This window comes from Rhodanobacter aciditrophus, from assembly GCF_042679525.1.
Lineage (GTDB): Bacteria > Pseudomonadota > Gammaproteobacteria > Pseudomonadales > Marinomonadaceae > Marinomonas > Marinomonas aciditrophus.
Genome location: NZ_JBHTMN010000007.1, coordinates 493,324 through 512,677 on the forward strand (window position 1 = coordinate 493,324; position 19,354 = coordinate 512,677).

General features: G+C 48.4%; 18 protein-coding genes. 10 read left to right on the forward strand and 8 right to left on the reverse strand.

Features of this window, described 5'->3' with window-relative positions:
* Positions 1-4: 4 nt before the first annotated feature.
* The gene (locus ACFQ45_RS07665) at positions 5-1,021 is read right to left on the reverse strand and encodes an amino acid ABC transporter substrate-binding protein (protein WP_377366416.1); all 1,017 of its coding nucleotides are present in this window, start codon (positions 1,019-1,021) and stop codon (positions 5-7) included.
* A gap of 171 nt (positions 1,022-1,192) precedes the next feature.
* Positions 1,193-1,843 carry a 2OG-Fe dioxygenase family protein gene (locus tag ACFQ45_RS07670; protein ID WP_377366417.1) on the reverse strand — a complete coding sequence of 217 codons (651 nt, stop codon included), beginning with the start codon at positions 1,841-1,843 and terminating at the stop codon, positions 1,193-1,195.
* Positions 1,844-1,968: 125 nt separating this feature from the next.
* Here ACFQ45_RS07670 and ACFQ45_RS07675 point away from each other — a divergent pair, with 125 nt between their 5' ends.
* Entirely contained in the window at positions 1,969-2,844 is an 876-nt protein-coding gene (locus tag ACFQ45_RS07675) for a DMT family transporter (RefSeq protein ID WP_377366418.1), read from the forward strand.
* Positions 2,845-2,886: 42 nt separating this feature from the next.
* Here ACFQ45_RS07675 and ACFQ45_RS07680 read toward each other — a convergent pair whose 3' ends face one another.
* Positions 2,887-3,318, reverse strand: a complete 432-nt coding sequence (locus ACFQ45_RS07680; protein WP_377366419.1) for a DUF7282 domain-containing protein — start codon at positions 3,316-3,318, stop codon at positions 2,887-2,889.
* A 231-nt stretch (positions 3,319-3,549) separates the two neighbouring features.
* Here ACFQ45_RS07680 and ACFQ45_RS07685 point away from each other — a divergent pair, with 231 nt between their 5' ends.
* The 4 genes from ACFQ45_RS07685 (at position 3,550) to ACFQ45_RS07700 (ending at position 5,990) form a co-directional block, all read left to right on the forward strand.
* Positions 3,550-4,782, forward strand: a complete 1,233-nt coding sequence (locus ACFQ45_RS07685) for an NAD(P)/FAD-dependent oxidoreductase (protein WP_377366420.1) — start codon at positions 3,550-3,552, stop codon at positions 4,780-4,782.
* 136 nt (positions 4,783-4,918) lie between these two features.
* Positions 4,919-5,221, forward strand: a complete 303-nt coding sequence (locus ACFQ45_RS07690) for a hypothetical protein (RefSeq protein WP_377366421.1) — start codon at positions 4,919-4,921, stop codon at positions 5,219-5,221.
* A 26-nt stretch (positions 5,222-5,247) separates the two neighbouring features.
* Positions 5,248-5,670, forward strand: a complete 423-nt coding sequence (locus ACFQ45_RS07695) for a hypothetical protein (protein WP_377366422.1) — start codon at positions 5,248-5,250, stop codon at positions 5,668-5,670.
* Between the two features lie 2 nt (positions 5,671-5,672).
* Positions 5,673-5,990 carry a hypothetical protein gene (locus ACFQ45_RS07700; RefSeq protein WP_377366423.1) on the forward strand — a complete coding sequence of 106 codons (318 nt, stop codon included), beginning with the start codon at positions 5,673-5,675 and terminating at the stop codon, positions 5,988-5,990.
* Here ACFQ45_RS07700 and ACFQ45_RS07705 read toward each other — a convergent pair.
* Together ACFQ45_RS07705 and ACFQ45_RS07710 are read right to left on the reverse strand one after the other, a co-directional pair.
* Positions 5,984-6,532, reverse strand: a complete 549-nt coding sequence (locus tag ACFQ45_RS07705; protein ID WP_377366424.1) for a YaeQ family protein — start codon at positions 6,530-6,532, stop codon at positions 5,984-5,986. The genes ACFQ45_RS07700 and ACFQ45_RS07705 overlap by 7 nt on opposite strands.
* Positions 6,533-6,660: 128 nt before the next feature.
* Positions 6,661-7,695: an MBL fold metallo-hydrolase gene (locus ACFQ45_RS07710; protein WP_377366425.1), complete on the reverse strand. Its 1,035-nt coding sequence runs from the start codon at positions 7,693-7,695 to the stop codon at positions 6,661-6,663.
* 324 nt (positions 7,696-8,019) lie between these two features.
* Between ACFQ45_RS07710 and ACFQ45_RS07715 the strand changes: the two genes are divergently transcribed.
* Together ACFQ45_RS07715 and ACFQ45_RS07720 are read left to right on the forward strand one after the other, a co-directional pair.
* Positions 8,020-9,576 (forward strand): HD domain-containing phosphohydrolase, encoded by a 1,557-nt coding sequence (locus ACFQ45_RS07715; RefSeq protein ID WP_377366426.1) that lies wholly within the window; start codon positions 8,020-8,022, stop codon positions 9,574-9,576.
* A 15-nt stretch (positions 9,577-9,591) separates the two neighbouring features.
* A complete protein-coding gene (locus tag ACFQ45_RS07720; RefSeq protein WP_377366427.1) occupies positions 9,592-10,971 on the forward strand; it encodes a sensor histidine kinase in 1,380 nt (459 codons plus the stop codon).
* 52 nt (positions 10,972-11,023) lie between these two features.
* Here ACFQ45_RS07720 and ACFQ45_RS07725 read toward each other — a convergent pair whose 3' ends face one another.
* A complete protein-coding gene (locus tag ACFQ45_RS07725) occupies positions 11,024-13,141 on the reverse strand; it encodes a TonB-dependent siderophore receptor (protein WP_377366428.1) in 2,118 nt (705 codons plus the stop codon).
* A 210-nt stretch (positions 13,142-13,351) separates the two neighbouring features.
* Here ACFQ45_RS07725 and ACFQ45_RS07730 point away from each other — a divergent pair, with 210 nt between their 5' ends.
* Positions 13,352-14,389 carry a helix-turn-helix transcriptional regulator gene (locus ACFQ45_RS07730; RefSeq protein ID WP_377366429.1) on the forward strand — a complete coding sequence of 346 codons (1,038 nt, stop codon included), beginning with the start codon at positions 13,352-13,354 and terminating at the stop codon, positions 14,387-14,389.
* Positions 14,376-15,284 carry an alpha/beta hydrolase gene (locus ACFQ45_RS07735; protein WP_377366430.1) on the forward strand — a complete coding sequence of 303 codons (909 nt, stop codon included), beginning with the start codon at positions 14,376-14,378 and terminating at the stop codon, positions 15,282-15,284. Before ACFQ45_RS07730 ends, ACFQ45_RS07735 begins: the two co-directional genes overlap by 14 nt.
* On the opposite strand, the gene ACFQ45_RS07740 is transcribed toward ACFQ45_RS07735, so the two are convergent.
* Together ACFQ45_RS07740 and ACFQ45_RS07745 are read right to left on the reverse strand one after the other, a co-directional pair.
* Positions 15,281-16,288, reverse strand: a complete 1,008-nt coding sequence (locus tag ACFQ45_RS07740; RefSeq protein ID WP_377366431.1) for an LLM class flavin-dependent oxidoreductase — start codon at positions 16,286-16,288, stop codon at positions 15,281-15,283. The genes ACFQ45_RS07735 and ACFQ45_RS07740 overlap by 4 nt on opposite strands.
* Before the next feature lie 126 nt (positions 16,289-16,414).
* Positions 16,415-17,311 carry an aldo/keto reductase gene (locus tag ACFQ45_RS07745; RefSeq protein WP_377366432.1) on the reverse strand — a complete coding sequence of 299 codons (897 nt, stop codon included), beginning with the start codon at positions 17,309-17,311 and terminating at the stop codon, positions 16,415-16,417.
* Between the two features lie 534 nt (positions 17,312-17,845).
* Here ACFQ45_RS07745 and ACFQ45_RS07750 point away from each other — a divergent pair.
* Positions 17,846-19,336: a sugar porter family MFS transporter gene (locus ACFQ45_RS07750; protein WP_377366433.1), complete on the forward strand. Its 1,491-nt coding sequence runs from the start codon at positions 17,846-17,848 to the stop codon at positions 19,334-19,336.
* Positions 19,337-19,354 lie beyond the last annotated feature (18 nt).

Here is a 19,354-nt window from a genome sequence, read left to right on the forward strand (position 1 = left end):
TGTATCATTTAAACGGTGGTGCAAACATGAGTCCGCCATCACGCCATAGGGCATTTAGTCCCCGTTCTTGCCCGATGGGGGTGTCGAGACCTAAGTGACGGTCGTAGATTTCGCTATAATTACCCACGGCTTTGATAACACGGTAAGCCCATAGTGGGTCTAGTCCCAGCTGCTCACCAATATCCCCAGATTCTCCCAATAGGTTTCGTACTTCTACATTTTTGGAAGAGGCTTTGATCTGATCGACGTTCGCTTGGGTGATGCCTTTTTCTTCCGCTAAAAAGGTGGCGTGGACAATGGAGCGAATAATGCGCTCCCATTGGTCGTCATCATTGCGCACCGTTGGGCCGATAGGTTCACGGGAGAAGGTCTCAGGAAGTACCTTGTAGTCGTCTTTTTGCTCCACGCGGTTTGCCAAGTTGATGGCTAGATTCATACGATCAGCACTGTAGGCGTCACAGACACTGCCACGGAAAAACTGATCGCCATTGGTGTATACCACTTCCGTATCAAACCCTTGGGCTTTAATGAAATCTTCTAGATTACGCTGGGTGGTCGTGTTGCCAGTCACGCAGACCGTTTTACCGTCGAGATCGTTTACCGAGTCAATGCCTGCGCTTTTGCGCACCACGAAACCTTGTCCGTCAAAAAGGTACAAGGTGGGGAAGCTGACTTGATAGGTGTTTTCTCTGCCGAGGGTCCAAGTGGAGCTGAACATGACCACATCAGTGGATTTTTCCACAAGGGAGGTGAAACGAGAGGTGGCTCCGACTTCTAGGTAACGTACATAGTCAGGGTTTTCTAATACGGCGGCGGCAGTGGCCCGACAAAAGTCCACATAGAAGCCTTCCCACTGACCTTCTTCGTTAATTGCGCTTCGGCCAGGGTCATCTGGGTAGACGCCGCAATTTAAGTCTCCTCGTTCTTTGACAGTGCTTAAGGTGCTCGCGAATGTCATGGAAGACAAGGTTAGTAAAGAGGCCGATAAAACAGCAGTACGCAAAGACAGGGGAGCTTTCATGTGAATGTCCTTATCTGAAGTGATACGCAATGTTACGCCGGAGTAGTCACTTTAATATAACGAATAACTTTCCGGATCACCACAAATCTGACGGACTGGTTAAATCTTATTTGTCATGAAGTTAGACCGTTTTCGTTGCGGGAAAACGGTCGTTCAAATGTAGGCAGGAAATTAGTGAACAAGATTCGCCGTTAATACAAAGGCATCCATATAGCCACGCTCTCCATCCAGGGGCGTGATAGGCGATGCATAATGGAAAAACTGACGATCATTAATCACCACAAACTCACCATGGTCCAAGGGCGCTTTTACGATGGCGTCGCTTTGCTCATCCGGGTGCACACTGACTTCACCCCCGCCAATGTTATGGCGTTGAATAATGTAAATGCCAATGCGGTCAAAGCCGTCTTGGTGAATGCCTTCAGGGGCCACATCCACTGAATGGTGATCAGCAAAGATGCGCATTTGATGAACCTCAATGGTGGCACCGTCTGCGATATTGGTCATATTTTGAAAATGTTCAAACAGAGCAAGGAAGCCGGTGTCCTTTACTGTTTCGTCATCTATTTCAGGATAGGTGCGTTCTACATTTCCTTGAAAGTGGTTAATGCTGGCGTCTTGAACGAAGGCCTTGGTTGGCAGACGTGCGAGCTTGTCGTCTTTAAAAATAAAACGCGAATAACGGCGTAAGCGATAAGAACCGTCGGCGTAAGGGTTAGGTGGTAAGCCATCAAATGAGGGGGCAAGATGGTCAACGGTGTTGGCGTCTAGTTGGCCAAGCTCGATACGAAAAGCATTCTGTGCTGATTTTGTGGTCAACATATAGGTATCCTCCAATAGCGTCGGCAGATCATGCGCAACGTTTGCAGATTTTTATTGTAGAGTCGGTAAACTCATCCTCTAGTGTAGACGGTTTTTCGCCATATAACCCAGTAAAGGAGCAGGGCATGCAAGCCTATTTCATGACGATATCAGCCTTGTTAGCGTTCGCCGCAAACTCGATTTTATGTCGCCTTGCCCTAGGGGCTCAGGTGATTGATGCGGCCAGTTTTACCACGGTGCGGATCTTGTCGGGAGCCATGATGCTGGCGATCTTGTTGCTGTTAAAAGCCAAATTCCGCCCCAGTACTTCTAACATTAAAGGTATGGCTCGGGGGAAGGGGAGCTGGTCAGGAGCCTTGGCGTTGTTTGTGTACGCACTGGGTTTTTCTTATGCCTATGTCTCCCTCGAAACAGGCATTGGCGCTTTGATCTTATTTGGTATGGTGCAGTTCACCATTATTGCTGTAGAAGTCTCTCGTGGTAAGCGCTTTCGCTTACCTGAATGGTTGGGAGCCACAGTAGCCTTTGTTGGGTTTGTTTACTTAGTATTGCCCACGTTAAGTACCCCCTCTTTTATTGGGGCCGTGCAAATGGCCATCGCCGGTATGGCTTGGGGCGTTTATACCCTTGTTGGAAAAGGTTCTACTAAGCCATTAGAAGATACCGCCTATAACTTTGTGAGAGCTGTGCCCATGGCATTGATCTGGTTCGCTTTCGCCTTGCCTGAATGGCGCTTGAGTGCATCAGGGATCTGGCTCGCGGTTTTGTCTGGCACCCTTGCCTCAGGAATCGGCTATGCCCTCTGGTATGGGGCGCTGAAATTTATCATGCCGTTTCAGGCGTCGGTGTTACAGCTATCGGTCCCTGTGATTGCGGCCGTGGGTGGGATCATTTGGGCAGGAGAGACCCTTGAACAAAGACTGGTAGTGAGTGCCCTAATGATTTTAGGGGGTGTGTTTTTAGTGCTCATGAGCAATAAGCTGGCTCCCCAACGAAACTAGGCATGCGAAAGCATGCCTAGTCTATCGAAACGCAGGTCGAACTTATTTGGCGCTAATGACATCCATCACCAGCTTGCCATCTTTACGTACAGGGCCATCTTCTTTTGCCCCAAGGGTGTATTCAAAAACGCCTGTTTTCATGCCGCCTTCTTCCCCATGAAGCATCAGCATTAGCATTTCGCCGGATTTCACAGGCTCCTGTAGAATCGCAGTCACGTCTTTGTTTTTGCCCGCTTTTAGAGGGGCATACCCCACAACTGGGCCAGGTTTCATGTTGGCATCGGTGCGATGTACCACGAGCCAGCCATTGGCTTCGGCGCTGATCATGCTAGCAGTGACTGTGCCACCGGAAACATCTTGGTCCATGCCTTTAACGGACATGCCATGGTGAGCAGCACTGGCGAATGACGCTGCGCCCACTAAAGCCAAAGAGAGTGCGGTATTTTTAACGGTTTTCAATGTTGTAGTGTTCATAATTACCTTCCTGTAATGACAGTTCTCTGTTTACTAAAACACTAACGTTCTTGTAGTTAGTTTTCTTATACACGGTGGCTTTTCAAAAAAGTTTCACTACTCCTTTAAAAAGTTTTGACCTCTTATCACTAGGGCGGTTAAAAAGAGTGTTTTTTGCGTCATAACTTGGTTGCACCGACAGGTAAAAGCGTCTAACAATAGCCATAGGGCAAACGGTTTTATGGAGGCTGTATGGCAGAGTTTTTTGTGTTGGGTGCAGGGATGGTTGGCATCTCTACCGCTTTAGCACTGCAGGCAAAGGGACATGATGTGGTGGTGCTGGATCGTACTTCCCCTGGTCTTGAAACAAGCTACGGGAACGCCGGTATCATTCAGACAGAGGCCGCAGAACCCTATGCCTTACCTCGGGATATTGGCACTCTATTCAAATACGGGGTGGGACTGTCCAACGATGTGGTGTGGTCCCTTGGTGCCACCTTAAAAATGGCTCCGGCCCTGTGGCGCTATTTAAAGTTGTCCGCCGACAAACCTTATCAACGGATTTCCGCGTCCTACTCACAGTTAGCCGCGCGCGCTACCGCGGATCATCAACCCTTGATTGAAGCCTCTAACAGTGAGCACTTGATCCGCCGGGAGGGTCTGGTGATGCTGTACCGAGATCAACAGAGTTTTGATGAAGCGGCCACCCGGGCACAACGCTTAGATCGAGAATATGGCGTTACCTCACGCACCTTGTCTGGTGAAGACTACCGTAAAGAAGAGCCCGCGTTGCTTAAAACTCCGACCGGTGCGGTGCATTGGCTACAAAGCTGGAGTTGTAGTGATCCCGGTGCTTTGACCCAAGCTTATGGGAAGTTATTTCAATCCCGTGGTGGGCGAATCATCCAATGTGATGGGGCTCAGGTGACCCAAGCCGCTCATGGTTGGCAAGCTAATACGGCGGAAGGTCTGCTGACGGCGGAACAGATCGTTGTGGCTCTGGGGCCTTGGGCGCCAGCATTCTTACAGCGCTTTGGTTATTTCATTCCGATGGTTTATAAGCGCGGCTATCACGGCCACTATGATGCACCTATGGCTCTCACTCGACCGTTTCTGGATGTGGAGAATGGCGTGTTGGCATCGTCAATGACTAAAGGCATTCGCGTAACGACCGGCGCAGCGCTGGTAAAAATGGATGCAAAAGCCAACCCGGTGCAGTTAGAGCGCGGCACAAAAGCCCTCAGTGATATGTTAGCGCTAGGTCAAAAAGTGCAAGAGCCTCAATGGTTTGGTACCCGTCCATGTATGCCAGATATGTTACCAGTGGTGGGGCAAGCACCTCGACATCCGACCATGTGGTTTCATTTTGGGCATGGTCATCAAGGCTTTACCCAAGGCCCCACAACGGCTGAGCTGTTATTGGACGTCATGGCTGGAGAACAAAATGATTTACTGAGCAGCTTGTCTCCGGACGATCGTTTTTAATAAAAGGGTGTTAGCCTGATTGTGTGGACGCTTTTTGCCAACTTGTAAACAAAGAGAAGATTAGAGGTCTAATGTTTCTAATCGTATGAATAGGCGCTAGCTTAAATAGCGAATTCATTAAACGGAGGTACAGGAAATGGCAACTTCAAAAAGCAATGCACAGACGAAAGCTCATGACGCAGTAGATAAGGCAGCAAATACGGCTCACAAGGGTGTGGACAACGCTGCAGAAGCCGCAGAGCATGGTCAAGAGCGTGCTGAAGCCATTGCCCGCCAAGTCAGCGAGCAAGCCCAAGCCATTGCAGATACAGCAAAAGCTCAGTCCGAACGTGTCTCCACCGCAGTGGGTGACTATGCTAAAGAGAATCCACTGAAAACAGTTGGTTTTGCATTTTTAGCGGGTGCCGTCGCAGCAAGCCTACTGTGCAAACGAAAATAAGGTAGAAATGACTCATGGAAGAACGAATGAATTCGTCCCACGCTGATCCAACCTTTGCTTCCCGGCAAGCGGAAGATCACACGTCGATCAAGGATGACGACGTGAGTGTGGCCGAGCTATCCAATACCCACCAACGTTGGTTAAAAAGCGTGATCGGGTTAGGGGCATTAGAGGCTAAGATTTGGGTAGCGTCTGGGGCTCAACTGCTGGCACTCATGTGTGGCGTTGTATTTTTGTTGGTGACCTGTTGGTTGCTAATCATTGCGACGGGAGCAGTGTTTGCTTGGCAAAGTGGTATTTCGTTAATTGCCATCTTTTTATCGGCGATTGGCTTAACGGTTGTGGGAATTCTAGTGTTGATCTGGCAGGTTAAACGCACCCTTAAACACATGAATTTTACCCGCACTTTGGATGCAGCCATCCCCACTGATGATGACGAGGATGATTGATTATGTTTGGTTTAAAGCACATGTATCGAGAGCGGGAGCGTCTTTATCAACGAGCATTGAGACTTGAGGATCAGGCTGGTGACCAACGCATTGCCATGAAATCCCAAGTGCTGAGTACGCTTTCGAGCGCTCAAGGTTTGTTGGTGAGCTTTGGCTTAGGAATGACTACCCAGTGTGATGCCGCCACCAAGGCTCGCAATAGCTTATTAAAAAGTGCTCAGTCGGAGCTGATTGGCATAATTAGCCAGTACTTTGCCAGCAAGATGCAACCTCAGTCCCCAGCCAATGATTCAACGGACCCGTCTAAAGGAGATCAATAGCGCCAGCTTGGATGAAGAACGCATTCACCCTTGTCGCTAGAAACCCACATTTCACCGTCTTGAACCGTCACATTTAGCTGCATGGAACGAGCACAAAGCTGCTCAAGGGCTTGAATGTCCACTTCTGGAAACTTCATGATGCGCAGGTTATCAAAACGGCTGACTTTGCCTTTATTTTGTTCCCACCAAATGTCCGATTTGTCATTGTAATTAACAATCACCACATCTTGCGCACGACCACAGGCTTTACGTAGGCGTTTTTCGTCTGGTTGTCCCAGTTCTACCCACATTAAAATCTCATCCGAAAAGTTTTTTTGCCAAAGATCCGGCTCGTCTTCAGTGCTGATGCCTTTGCTAAACGCTAATTGCTCATCACCTTCCTTTTCGTCTGCTAACAAAGCAAACACAGCTAACCGCGCCATCATGCGCTCTTCGGTTTCAGAAGGATGTAAAGCCAGAGTGAGATCATAGCTTTGGTAATGGTGTCGATCCATGTCTGAAACTTGTAGAGATGCTTTGTAAATCGTTGCTTTAATGGCCATTTTTGAGCTGCTTATCTGAAAAGTAAGGCGCGTATTGTACTCTCATTTTCCGACGGGCGCGTAGTCTTTATATCAAGATTGGCGTGCTTTTTGGGCACGCCAAAGAGTGAATATAAGATCCGAAAAGTTTAGGGCATGCCCTGCCACCAGCGCTTGGTTTGTACGTCTTTTACGGTAAACACTTCCCCAAAGATGGGAGTGCTTAAGGTCACATTTTGCGCTTCTGCGGCAGCCGCCACACGATCTAGAGGGTCTTTCCAAGTGTGGAACGCCAAATCAAAGGTGCCATTGTGGATAGGTACCATGACCTTGGCATTGAGATCTTGGTGTGCTTGAACGCTTTGCTCCGGAGTCATATGAATATGCGCCCAGTCTTTATCGTAGGCACCTGTCTCGATCATGGCCAAATCAAATGGCCCATAGCGCTCACCAATGGCTTTGAAGCCTTTGAAGTAGCCGGAGTCACCACTGAAATAGAGAGATTTTCCATGGGAGGTAATGGCCCAAGAGCCCCAAAGTGTTTGGTTGCCATCCCCCATTGCTCGCCCAGAGAAATGTTGGGTCGGGGTGAAGCGAATGGTGTGTTGCCCAGATGTTGTTTCTTGCCACCAATCAAACACCTGAATCTTGCTTTCTGCGACACCCCATTTTTGCAGATCCCCTTCTACCCCCTGAGGCACGTAGAAATGTTGGGTTTTATCTTTTAAAAGTTTGATGCTGGGCTTATCCAAATGATCGTAGTGGTTATGGGAAATGAATACCCGTTCGATCTCAGGCAGGTCCTCCAACTGAATAGGCGGGTTATGAAATCGCTTAGGCCCTGCAAAAGAAAACGGCGACGCCCGTTCACCAAATACTGGATCAAACAGCCAGTATTCACCATGGTTTTTTAGTAGCACGGATGAGTGGCCTAATTTAATGACAAAGAGGTCGTCATTGGGTAATGCATTCAGTTGTGTTCGAGTGACAGTTACCACAGGGATGGCGGACTCGGGCACCGTATCGACTTTTTTCTCTGTGAAAAAACGCACCCAGAGGGCAAGGTTTTCAGAGGTGCTGCGCTGAGGGACCGGAGGCACGTTGTGAAATCGACCATTTTCAAAATGACTAGACTGAGGGACTTCCATATGGGAGGTATCCGCCTTGATTGAATTGTTGAGCATATATCCTCCAAACGCGAGTACGCCAATGGCAGCCGCGAGGTAAGCGATGATTCGCATCATAAAATTATCTGTCCAAGAAAGGGTGCAAGTAATACAGGTAAGAGCTATATATTTAGGGTGATTGTACGAAATGCAATCAGCCTATGCCGTAGCAAAAGTGACTAAACTGTGAAACCTATTGCGGTTTGAGTGTTTGCATTTAGCAACACTTGGCAACCTTTTGATACGCAAATGCGCGGAAACCACATTGAAGAAAGACTGTTTTTTGACCAAAGTTAGAGTCACAACAAGGATAAATTAGTTCGCTTTTTATAGGTCGCTACCATGCAAAATCCGCTTTTCTCTAAAGGTCCATCTAATTCCAGTGTCGCAGCCCAGTCCATTGCGGGTAAGCTGCAGAGCGCTGTTCCGCCATGGAAAGTGGCATTGATTGATGACGAAGACGATGTGATCGCCGTGTCTGAAATGGTGTTGAAACGTTTGGAAGTGGACGAGCGCCCCCTTGAATTTCTCAAAGCTCACTCTGCTAAAGAAGCCCGAGAGCTGTTTGAAAATAATGACGACATTGCCATTGCGTTAGTGGATGTGGTGATGGAAGACGATCATGCGGGTTTGGATTTAGTGAAGTGGATTCGCGAGAGCAATAAAAATACCACTACGCGTCTTGTGCTGCGTACGGGGCAGCCAGGTCAAGCGCCAGAAGAAGAAGTCATTCGTGATTACGATATCAATGACTACAAAAACAAAACCGAGCTAAATTCCACTCGCCTTAAAACCACTATTTATGCGGCGATTCGCTCTTATCGCGATATTAAGGCCATTGAGCAAAGTAGCAAAGGCCTTGAAGACGTAGTCAGTGCGACCACGCGTGTGTTGCAAGCCAACAACAGTGAAGAGTTTAGTGTTCAAGTACTTAAAGAAGTGCGCGCTCTTACCCAAGATCAAGAGGTGGGGTTGAATATTCACTACCGTGCTCGCAATGCCTTAGGGCATCAAGAGCATTTGTTGATGCATGCGCACAGAGGTGAATTTACGTTAAAAACAGACTTAAACAGTGAGCTTTTTGATTCTGAAACCCGCGCCATGATGGACCATATTTTCCAGTTTAGGCGAGATTTAATGACGGATAACAGCTCTTACTGTTACACCGCGCTGGGGAATCAAAGTGAGTGCGTCACCCAAGTAACCTTCGCCTCACCACTGCCAGAAATAACGAAACGCTTACTGAATGTGTTGCTGACCAAGGTGTCGATCATTTTTGAGAACTTGAACCGCCGAGAAGAAATCGAACGTACCCAGCAAGAGCTCATGTTTGTCCTAGGTGAAGCCATTGAACAACGCAGTAAAGAAACCGGCTCCCATGTACGTCGTGTGTCCTTACTTAGTGAGTTTTTGGCTCGAGAAATCGGTTTGGATGAAGAGTTTGTTCAGCTCATAAAGCATGCTACCCCAATGCATGACATTGGTAAGATCGCCATTCCAGAAAACATTCTTCATAAACCTGCGAAGTTGGATTCGGATGAGTGGCAAACCATGCAAACTCACGCTCAAGTTGGCTTTGAGCTACTGAGTCACTCAAAACGAGCCTTGCCTCAAGTGGGTGCCAGCATTGCCTTGTACCACCATGAAAAGTGGGACGGTTCTGGTTATCCAGTGGGCTTGTCTGGGGAAGACATCCCCATTGAAGGGCGCATCATGGCCGTGGCAGATGTCATTGATGCCTTGGCTGCCCGTCGCTCTTACAAAGAGCCTTGGTCAGAGGAAAAAATTCTCAATTTACTTAAGGAAGAGCGCGGTCGTCATTTTGACCCGACCCTGTGTGATATCGCCATTGAAAAGTTCGATCAAATCATGGCGTTACGTGCCACCCTTCCAGATTGATAAAGAGAGAAGATTTTGAATATCGAATTTGAAAACATCTTATTGCAGGTGTCCCAGTCCCCTTATATTGATGAAGGGGATTTGGATAGGGCGGCGCGCTTAATCCTCGACTCCGTTGTCACGGGCCTTGGGGTGAAACGTACAGGCATTTGGTTGCTTGCAGAAGATGGAGAATCCATCGTATGTCGCTTACTTATTGATGTGCATAACAACACTGAAGTAGAAGACATAGTCCTTACTCGCTCTGACTTTCCTACTTATTTCAGTGCTTTAGATACTGAGCGAGCGATTCGTGTGAATGACGCTTTGACCGATCCTGTGACGGCGGAGTTCATTGAGTCTTATCTGAATCCCCTCGGTATCGGCTCTATGCTGGATACGCCTATTCGCCACCGAGGCAAAATGGTGGGCATCATTTGCTCTGAAGGCACAGAACGTGATCGCAATTGGACAGACGATGAAGCGACCTTTTCTGGGGTGTTGTCGGATCTTTATGGACGTGCTGTTTCTGCCTATGAACGTCTGCAGTTGGAACATGCCCTGCGTGATGCCAATGCTGTCTTGGAGCGTAAAGTCGAAGAGCGTACCCAAACCCTTAATCAAACCTTAGAAACTTTGAAAGCTACTCAAGATCATTTGATTGAGTCGGAAAAAATGGCGGCTTTAGGTGGTTTGGTATCTGGTGTGGCCCATGAAGTGAATACACCTCTTGGAGTCTCGATCACCTCGTTAAGTCATATCAAAGAGGAAGTGCACACCCTGCGTAAAGCCTATGAAACGGGTTCCTTGGATGAAAATGGCTTTATCACCTTTTTGAGTGAATTCGACAGTGCGTATCAGATAGCAACGTCAAACCTAGAGCGGGCGGCTAAGTTGGTGTCTGACTTTAAGAAAACCGCAGTGGACCAAAGTTCTAGTGTGGTAGAGTCTGTGAACCTCAAATCTACCGTAGACTCCTTGATTACCAGTTTGAATCCCATCTATAAGCAAAAGAACGCGACGGTCATTTCCACCATACCTGAAGATTTATCTTTGGTGACTTACACAGGGGCGATTGATCAGGTGCTAACGAACCTTATCAGCAATAGTTGTATTCACGGATTTCGTTCTGTTAACGATGAAAATGATATCTACCTCAGTGCCATGCAGGTGGGGGAACAAGTGGTAGTAGATTACCGTGATAATGGGGTGGGGATGGATGAAGATATTTGCCGTCGGGTATTTGAGCCGTTTTATACCACCAACCGAGCAAATGGCGGGTCAGGTTTAGGGATGTCCATCACTTATAACCTAGTGACGCAAAAATTAGGTGGGGAGATCAAGGTTCTGCCTGCCACTAGCGGCGGTGCGCATTTTCAAATTAAGCTGCCCATGCTGCATCACGGTACCCATTGATTGGAGCAAACGTAAAGGGGGATCTCTTTTCCAGAGATCCCCCTTTTTTGGCTTAGAAGTTGTAAGTTGCCTTAGCCATCACGTTACGTGTTGGACCATAGAAGTTAAAGGTCGCCACACTGCCCACTCGAGAGTAGTACTTTTCATCAAACAAGTTATTAACGTTAAGAGAAAGGTTAAGGTGCTCTGTCACGTCTTTGCTGATGCTGGCATCAACCACCGCGTACTCAGGCGCTGTGATAGTGGTACTACCACGGGTTAAAGAGAAATCGCTCATGGCTGTTACCCCAAGCCCCAGCTCAGTACCTACCAGAGCTCCTCCTTGTAAGGTGTATTTACCCCATAGATTGACGGTGTGCTCAGGCATCAACATAAACAGAGTATTTTCATCGCCCGCTAGGTTTTCTGTTTCTTGGTAGGTGTACCCTGCAATCATCTCAATAGCACCATAATGTCCGCTAAGCTCCAGCTCAGCACCGGTTACACGGGCTTTACCTGTGGCTTCTGAATAGCTTTCGCCAGTAACCGATGCAGCACGATTGCTATCCGTTAGTTGGAATACGGTCACGCGGCTGTTTAGACGGCCATTGTCGTAGCTGCCTTTAATACCCACTTCAAATTGCTCGCCTTCTCGAGGAGCTAACATTTCACCATTGGCATCCAAATCCGTTTGTGGTTTAAACACTTCAGAGTAGCTGGCATAGACAGAGTGATGATCGTCCAAATCCCAAACAGTACCGCCGTATGCTGTGAAGCGACCATCATCACTGTATTCAGATTGACTGACTGCACCGGAAGACAAGGTCGTCTCAGAGCTTTCTAGGTCGTACCAGCTAAAGCGCCCCCCTGCGATCAAGGCTAAAGATTCGACCGGGCGGAAGGTTAGTTTACCGTAGGTACCTAGTTCGCTTTCTTCCGATTGCACGCGGGTAGAGTAAGTGGGTGCTGTGTAAGCCACAGATGAGGAATCAAAGGTATTCACATTGATACTGCTGACATAGTTACGTGTCGCGCCGTTTAGGTAGTCAGTGTCGTAATGCTTATAGTCCGTTCCCACTACAAACTCACTCACCGTATCAAAGGTGCTAAACGGTTGGCTGTAGCTCGCGTCCATGGAAAGGGTTTGTTGCTCGAAGTCACGCTGAGTGGTGTTTAAAGACGTTGAACCATCGCTCCCTAGGGCCGAGCCAGTGAAAGCATAGTAGTAATCTGTGGCACGGTCAGACGCACGTAGGGCAAAGCGCCCATAGCCACCATTGCTGAATTCACGGGTCAAATCAGCGAACACATCGGTCGTGGTGTTGTTAAAGTCGTTCCAGTCTGCCCCAAGGAAGGTGGAAGGATCCCAGTCCGCTAAAGTGCCGTCACTGTAGGCTGGATAGCCGTTAGCGGGGGTGATGTCTTTTTTCTGATGAAGGAGCCCAAGGGACAATTCAGTGCGTTCATCTAGGTCCATTTCCAGGGTAGCGTAGACACTTTGGTCTAGGTTTTCATTGCCATCCACTTCGTTAGGCATGTCTTCACGGGACAGTACCACTCGACCGCGTACCGTACCGTCTTCGTTCAATGGGCCAGACACGTCGGCGCCCAGTTCATTACGTCCCCAGCTACCTACGCCCGCGGAAATGCTGGCTTGGTCTTCGTAAGTCGCTCGTTTGCGGACTAGGTTGATAACGCCACCCAGTTCACTAGAGCTATTAAAAAGACCAGAAGGCCCACGCATGATTTCTACTCGGTCGAAGGCAGACAATGAAGGCAAAGTGCCGTTAATAGACTGCATCGGCGCTGCCAGGCCATCGATGCTGTATTCATCGTATTCGTAGCCTCGAGCATAAATGGACGAGCGGCCGCTGTCGTTAGACAAAGTACGTAACCCCGGAGTGACTTTTGCCACATCATCAAGGTGTGTTAGATCGCGATCTTCAAGATAGTCATTGGTGATCACAGTAATGGACTGTGGAATATCTCTTAAAGACGCAGGAGCTTTAGTACCTATGGTCGCGGCTTCAACCCCATAACCTTCCGTTTCTTCAGATGATTCCATGCCATATAGCGCATTACCTTCCACTGATAAGGCAGGTAGGCGGGTAGAGGTGGTAACAGTTTCCGCAATGGCGGTCATTGAAAAGGGAATTAACAAGGTGGCACTTAGGAAGGTCAGCGAACGCATAGGGGTTCCTCAACGATGGAATAGTCGTAAATTTACAAATGCAAAGGATAATGATTTGCATTTATGTTTTGTTGGGATCATTATTCCACATGCGGAATCATTCATGCCTATGCAAATAGCTCAACTAGCTATGACTAAGCATCAATTCCATTGTTATCGCTATACACAGGTGAGTGATTTGCTGACACTCACGCTCCGAGGATACTTATTATGGCTCCCCCAATTACCAGTCAAGACCACTTTGTGGCGCCGAGTGACTTAGCTGCTCAAGCACAACATCTTGAGCATCATCGTATTCGAGTGCCAGCAAAACGCTTTGCTACGCCCCAGTCCGTTAGTAGCTCCCATCCCGTGCTACGGGGAACGGTACTAACGGAAAAAAGTGCTAGCGGCATGTTGGTGCATTTGGTGGATGCTTTGGCAATGCAGGACTTTACTGTGGAGGCAGAGGTATCGGCGTGTTTAAAAGTGACCATCTTTTTTGAAGGAGAGACGCGCTTTCAGTTTGGCGAGCAAACCTTAACCTTAGAAAAAGACTCTCAGCAAGCTAAGGTAATGACCATTAGCCGTGATGAGAAATGCCGCATGAGTATCCGTGACGGAGATCGTCGTTATGGCTTGTATGTGGCGGTGACACCTGAGTGGTTTGCCTCCCACGGATTCAGTGATGTGAACTTGCTACAACGGCTAAAGGAACATTTGTCGATTCAAAACTGGGTATTGCCACGTCATTTATGGTTACAAGCTCGCAAGCTTCTCGAGCAACAGGATACCAGCCCCAAAGGGCGCTTGGTGCGTGAAGGTTTTGGGATAGCGTTAATCGGAGAGTGGTTAGCGTCTATAGAAGAGGCTAACCAGACTCCTGTGCGTTCGGTGAGTCGCCAGGTGCAGCGTTTTGTTCAGTATCTTTCGGATGAAGCGTCATGGTCATTAAGTTTAGATATGATCGGCAACCATCTCGGGATGAGTTCTGCTACCTTGCAGCGCTATGCGCGAGAGCATCTAGGGATGAGCCTCACACAGTATTTGCGCAAGCAGCGTCTCAATCGAGCTTGCCAAGCCTTGCATCGAGGAGAGGCCAGTATCATGGAGGCTGCTCATATTGCGGGTTATAGTCATCCAAATAATTTTACCGTCGCCTTCAAACGACAGTTTGGTGTGCCTCCCACAGAAGTGCATCAGCGCTCTCTGAATAGCTTGTTAACACGCTATTCAGCGTCAGAAGGAGTCCCATGTGTTAAGTCGTAAAACCCGTCGCTGGATTTGGAAAGCGATTGTCTTTGTTATCATAGTAGGAACATTAATGAGTCAGGTGTTTGCTGGCCCAGTGCGCAGTCATGATGAGATCCGCGTGCCCAATAGCTTTTATCTTGATTGGCCGTTAGCGGAAGGCGACCCTAATCATCGTCTATTTATTTCTGTGCCAGAAGGGGAAGTGCCTGCCGCCGGCTTTCCGGTGGTCTATTTAATGGATGGTAATGCCTTCTTTACCACCGCCGTGGACTTGTCGCGCCAATTGAGTCATGCCCTGAAAAGTCCCAAACAGCCCGCTATCATTGTTGCTGTGGGGTATCCCATTGATGGGGCTTACGACTATCAACGACGTTGGTACGACCTGACGCCACCGACCCCGGAGCCTCCCGCCGTGCCGCTGAAACACATGGCTCGTTATAAAGACATTCGTTACGGTGGCGCGGAGAATGTGCTGCAATTCATGACACACACTTTGCGCCCTTGGCTGGCGGAGCGTTACCCCATTAATCCGGAACAACAGATCCTGTTTGGACATTCTCTAGGAGGACTGTTTACCCTTTATGCCTTGCAACAGCATCCCAATGCCTTTTCAGGCTACGGTGCCATAAGCCCATCCCTATGGTGGAATGAAGGCTACCTTAAAACTCCTTGGCAAAAAGTGGAGACTTCTGTGATTGCAGACAAACAAGTGGTGATGGTTGTTGGCGCAGAAGAAAAGGACTTTATGTTGCAGGATTCAAATGTAGCCAATGATTGGCTATTGCAGCAAGGCGTTCGCAGTAAGCGCTTTGTGTTAGAGGCCATGGATCATGGCACAGTGTCTATCCCAGCGTTAGCCATCGCACTGCGGGAATTGCTCCCCGCAGCGGACGCACAATCCCATAATTAATAGGTTTGTTTTTGCATGATTGAGTCAATGCCGGCGGTTAATTCAATGGCTTTGACCCGTGCCACAGGATCGTGGATAGGGAAGGAGAAAATCATCTCATCCACACCTGTTTGCTCAATGAATTGTTGTAATTTGGTCTCGACTGTTTCCGGTGACCCCACCATCGCGTAGCGTAAGGTTTGATTGATCATGGGCATTTCTGCCGCCGCCACCGCGCTTTGCAAGTCTTCCACAGGCTTGGCAAACGGTAAGTTGGCATTGCGGCGCAGGTGAGAGAACTTAATTTGCGCTGAGGTAAACAGGTACTCCGCTTCCCGCTGATCTTCTGCCACAGATGCCATCACCCCAGCGGAGACATAAGGTTTGTCTAGCTGGGCAGACGGGCGGAAGTTGGCGCGATAAACACTAATGGCTTCCAACAACATGTCTGGTGCAAAGTGGGAAGCAAAGGAAAATGGCAATCCCATATGGGCCGCCAACTGTGCCGAATACAAGCTCGAACCAAGTAACCAAATAGGGACATTGGTGCCTTGACCCGGTACTGAAATCAATGGGTTCACCGTATTTTTGTCTGCTAGATATGCCTGCAACTCTTCCACATCGTCCGGGTAAGTATCCACATGACCACTTAAGGTGCGTCGTAAAGCGCGGGCGGTGGCCATGTCGGTGCCTGGCGCACGCCCCAACCCGAGATCAACTCGATCAGGAAACATGGCCGCCAAAGTGCCGAACTGTTCTGCGATCACCAATGGCGCGTGGTTGGGTAGCATAATGCCCCCTGAGCCAATACGTATTTTGCTGGTGGCTTGACCAATAGCCGCTAATAAAACAGCGGTGGCGGCGCTGGCCACCCCCCGCATGCCATGGTGTTCTGCAAGCCATACTCGCTGGTAGCCGTTTTGTTCTGCCGCTTGAGCCACGGCTTTGCTGTTTTCAATCGCGTCTGAAATGGTTTGGCCTTCCCCTACGGGTGCCAAATCAAGAATAGAAAATGGGATGGACATAATCCTCTCCAGTGTCATCAATATGATGTCACCATGAGGGCAGGTAGCGGGGATCGCAAGGCACAAATTTTGACTGTCTTGATTTTGACTTATTTGTCCTTGCTCCCCAATGGATATAACTATGGGTTATGGGACGGGATGGCCTTGGGATGCGACCCAGATTTCGAACCATTCTTTATCGGACAGTTCTATCGTCAGTGCTTGTTGTGCGGCCTTGACCCGCTCAATTTTGCCTGAGCCGATGACAGGTGCAATACCAGATGGATGGCGAATAAGCCAAGCGAGGGCGATCTGATCTAGGCTGGCATTATGAGTCTCAGCGATTTGTGTCATGGCTTGATGCAAGGTCGGGTCAATGCCCTCTAGCTTGAACAAGTCCCCTCCAGCAAATGGTGACCAAGCCATTGGTGTGATCGCGTGTTGTTGGGCATGTTCTAAGGTGCCATCTTTGAAATGCTTGAGTTCTAAAGGCGACAATTCCACTTGGTTTACGACTAAAGGCATAGGCAGTCTAGATTGCAGCAAATCAACCTGTTGTGGGGTGAAGTTAGACACACCAAAGTGGGTGACTTTGCCCACGGTGAAGAGATGCTCAAATGCTTCGGCAATATGATCTGCGTCCATTAAAGGTGTGGGGCGATGCAGCAGTAATAGCTCGATGTTGTCGACGTTTAGGTTCTGTAATGAGCGGTCAACGCTTTGGATAATGTGTTGGGTGCTTTGGTCGTAGCGGTGGCTGCTGATGTCTGGGCGGTGTTTGCTGGGCAGTAAAATCCCGCATTTCGTGACGATCTGAAGTTGATCTCTTAGGGATGGCTTTAGTTTAAGAGCCTGACCAAATAAGCTTTCGCATTGGTAATCCCCGTAAATGTCTGCATGATCCACCGTGGTGATGCCAGCCGCAATGCTTTGTTCGATAAAGCTGACCAACTCTTGGTCGCTCATGCCCCACTCGTTTAATCGCCAATAGCCCTGCGCGATACGTGATCCTTCAAATCCAAGTGGATGATATTGATGCGTCATACGAACGCTCTCCTAATGGGTTTTATTATGTATTTGCGCCTACTCTAGCAACTCAAATCGCCACTGCCTAGCTCAGAAATTGACGCTTGAAAGGCAATGAAATGGGCGTTTATTGGGCTTATTCTTATTTTTTGCACAAACTAATGGCCTGATCCCCAAAGGGGCCCGAAGAGGCTTGGGAAAATTCACGTTGGAAAGTGTCTCAATTGAGACTTATGGAAAGGATAGCAGGGGTGAATTAATGTGTAAGAAATGTGCTTGTCTGGTCATCTAAGCGTATATTAATTATTTAATGATGATAGTTTTTGATTGGAAATCGATCAAATGCGGCATTTATGTCAAAAGGTTGTGATAGCCTTAAAGTGTCATTAGCCATTTGGAGTTGCATTTTGCCTTCTGCTAACAATCCTTACCATCCCGTAAAAAAGTACGCCTTTGCAGGCTTGTTATACGAGCTACTTTTCGATCCAGCCCCCATTTAAATCAGTCCCTCGTTGATCTTCTACCTTCTTTTAATAACTAAACAGTGATCTTATGGACAATCAAAAAATCAAAGCTTACAACATTCGTTACTTACTACTGATCTGCGGTATTGCCGCGTTAGGTGGTTTGTTATTCGGTTACGACACGGCCGTTATCTCCGGTGCGGTAAATCCTATTTCTCGATACTTCGAGCTGACCCCATTTGAAACCGGTTGGGCGGTTTCAAATGTGGCCATTGGTTGTATCGTTGGTGCCCTCACATCCGGTTGGTTAGCGGGACGCTTAGGGCGTAAGAAAACCCTTATCCTCTCTGCGGTGCTGTTTACCATTTCCGCAGTGGGTGCTGCGGTAGCGACAACCTTCTCCTCTTTCATCGTATATCGTTTGATTGGTGGTTTGGCAGTGGGTATCGCGTCAAGTGTGTCGCCTATGTACATGAGTGAGGTGTCGCCAAAGAGTATTCGTGGTCGTGCCGTGGGGATGCAGAACTTTGCCATCGTGTTTGGTCAGGTGGTGATTTTCTTCGGTAACTTTATGATCGCTAAAGGCGCCGCTACCGAGTGGATTGATACGGTTGGCTGGCGCATCATGATCGGTTCTGAGGTGATTCCTTGTGCCTTGTTCTGCATGGTGGTGTTTTTGATCCCTGAGTCTCCCCGTTGGTTGGTGATGCAGGGTAACCAGAAGCGTGCCCACAAGATTTTGAAAAAGATCGGTGGTGAGGCCTATGCAGACAAAGAGCTAGAGGCCATCGAGCGCAGTATCGAAGAGCAACAAGAATGCAAACAGCACCAGTCTCGAGCCAGTGATTTGTTACGGGAAAGCCGCTTTTGGTTGGTGGCTGTGATCGCCTGTATGATCGCTGTGTTCCAGCAAGCCAGTGGTGTGAATGTGATGATGTATTTCGCGCCAGTCTTGCTTGAAGGTGTCACAGGGGATGCAGAAACCGCATTGTTCATGACCATTTGGATTGGTGTTATTCAGTTGGTGGGTACAGCGATTGGTTCCTTTATGATGGACCGCGTCGGACGTGTTCCACTGCTTCGAATTGGCTCCCTTGGTTGTATTCTAGGTCTGTTGATTACCTCCTACTTCTTGTACGAAAGTGGTCAAGTGGGACCTGAAAGCGCTACTTTATATGGTTACCTCACATTGATAGGAATGCTGATTTTCATGGTGTTCTTCTCTTTCTCTTGGGCGTTAGGGGCTTGGATCATCGTTTCAGAGATCTTCCCGAACCGAATGCGTTCACTTGGTATGTCCATTGCGGTGACGATCTTGTGGGTCAGTAACTTCTTGATCAGCTTGCTGTTCCCAATCTTGAACGAAAACACCTACTTGGTGGAAAACTTCAACGGTGCGGCACCTATGTGGTTATTCGCCGGTATTATGATGTGCGCATACTGGTTCGTCGGTCGCTTCTTGCCTGAGACCAAAGGTGTGTCTCTAGAGAAAATGGAGCAGATCTTGGTGGAAAAAGTGCATGGCAAAAAAGCTTGGAAGAAGTCCATCCAAAGCAGTAAACGCATGGTTGCCAAATAGTAGAGAGTTAAAAGTAGA

What these genes read in the sequence shown, in the direction of transcription:
- ACFQ45_RS07730 (WP_377366429.1), top strand. Translation starts at nt 13,352, where the DNA reads ATGGCTCCCCCAATTACCAGTCAAGACCACTTTGTGGCGCCGAGTGAC.
- ACFQ45_RS07725 (WP_377366428.1), bottom strand. Translation starts at nt 13,141, where the DNA reads ATGCGTTCGCTGACCTTCCTAAGTGCCACCTTGTTAATTCCCTTTTCA.
- ACFQ45_RS07705 (WP_377366424.1), bottom strand. Translation starts at nt 6,532, where the DNA reads ATGGCCATTAAAGCAACGATTTACAAAGCATCTCTACAAGTTTCAGAC.
- ACFQ45_RS07695 (WP_377366422.1), top strand. Translation starts at nt 5,248, where the DNA reads ATGAATTCGTCCCACGCTGATCCAACCTTTGCTTCCCGGCAAGCGGAA.
- ACFQ45_RS07685 (WP_377366420.1), top strand. Translation starts at nt 3,550, where the DNA reads ATGGCAGAGTTTTTTGTGTTGGGTGCAGGGATGGTTGGCATCTCTACC.
- ACFQ45_RS07675 (WP_377366418.1), top strand. Translation starts at nt 1,969, where the DNA reads ATGCAAGCCTATTTCATGACGATATCAGCCTTGTTAGCGTTCGCCGCA.
- ACFQ45_RS07680 (WP_377366419.1), bottom strand. Translation starts at nt 3,318, where the DNA reads ATGAACACTACAACATTGAAAACCGTTAAAAATACCGCACTCTCTTTG.
- ACFQ45_RS07670 (WP_377366417.1), bottom strand. Translation starts at nt 1,843, where the DNA reads ATGTTGACCACAAAATCAGCACAGAATGCTTTTCGTATCGAGCTTGGC.
- ACFQ45_RS07750 (WP_377366433.1), top strand. Translation starts at nt 17,846, where the DNA reads ATGGACAATCAAAAAATCAAAGCTTACAACATTCGTTACTTACTACTG.
- ACFQ45_RS07715 (WP_377366426.1), top strand. Translation starts at nt 8,020, where the DNA reads ATGCAAAATCCGCTTTTCTCTAAAGGTCCATCTAATTCCAGTGTCGCA.
- ACFQ45_RS07745 (WP_377366432.1), bottom strand. Translation starts at nt 17,311, where the DNA reads ATGACGCATCAATATCATCCACTTGGATTTGAAGGATCACGTATCGCG.
- ACFQ45_RS07700 (WP_377366423.1), top strand. Translation starts at nt 5,673, where the DNA reads ATGTTTGGTTTAAAGCACATGTATCGAGAGCGGGAGCGTCTTTATCAA.
- ACFQ45_RS07690 (WP_377366421.1), top strand. Translation starts at nt 4,919, where the DNA reads ATGGCAACTTCAAAAAGCAATGCACAGACGAAAGCTCATGACGCAGTA.
- ACFQ45_RS07665 (WP_377366416.1), bottom strand. Translation starts at nt 1,021, where the DNA reads ATGAAAGCTCCCCTGTCTTTGCGTACTGCTGTTTTATCGGCCTCTTTA.
- ACFQ45_RS07710 (WP_377366425.1), bottom strand. Translation starts at nt 7,695, where the DNA reads ATGCTCAACAATTCAATCAAGGCGGATACCTCCCATATGGAAGTCCCT.
- ACFQ45_RS07740 (WP_377366431.1), bottom strand. Translation starts at nt 16,288, where the DNA reads ATGTCCATCCCATTTTCTATTCTTGATTTGGCACCCGTAGGGGAAGGC.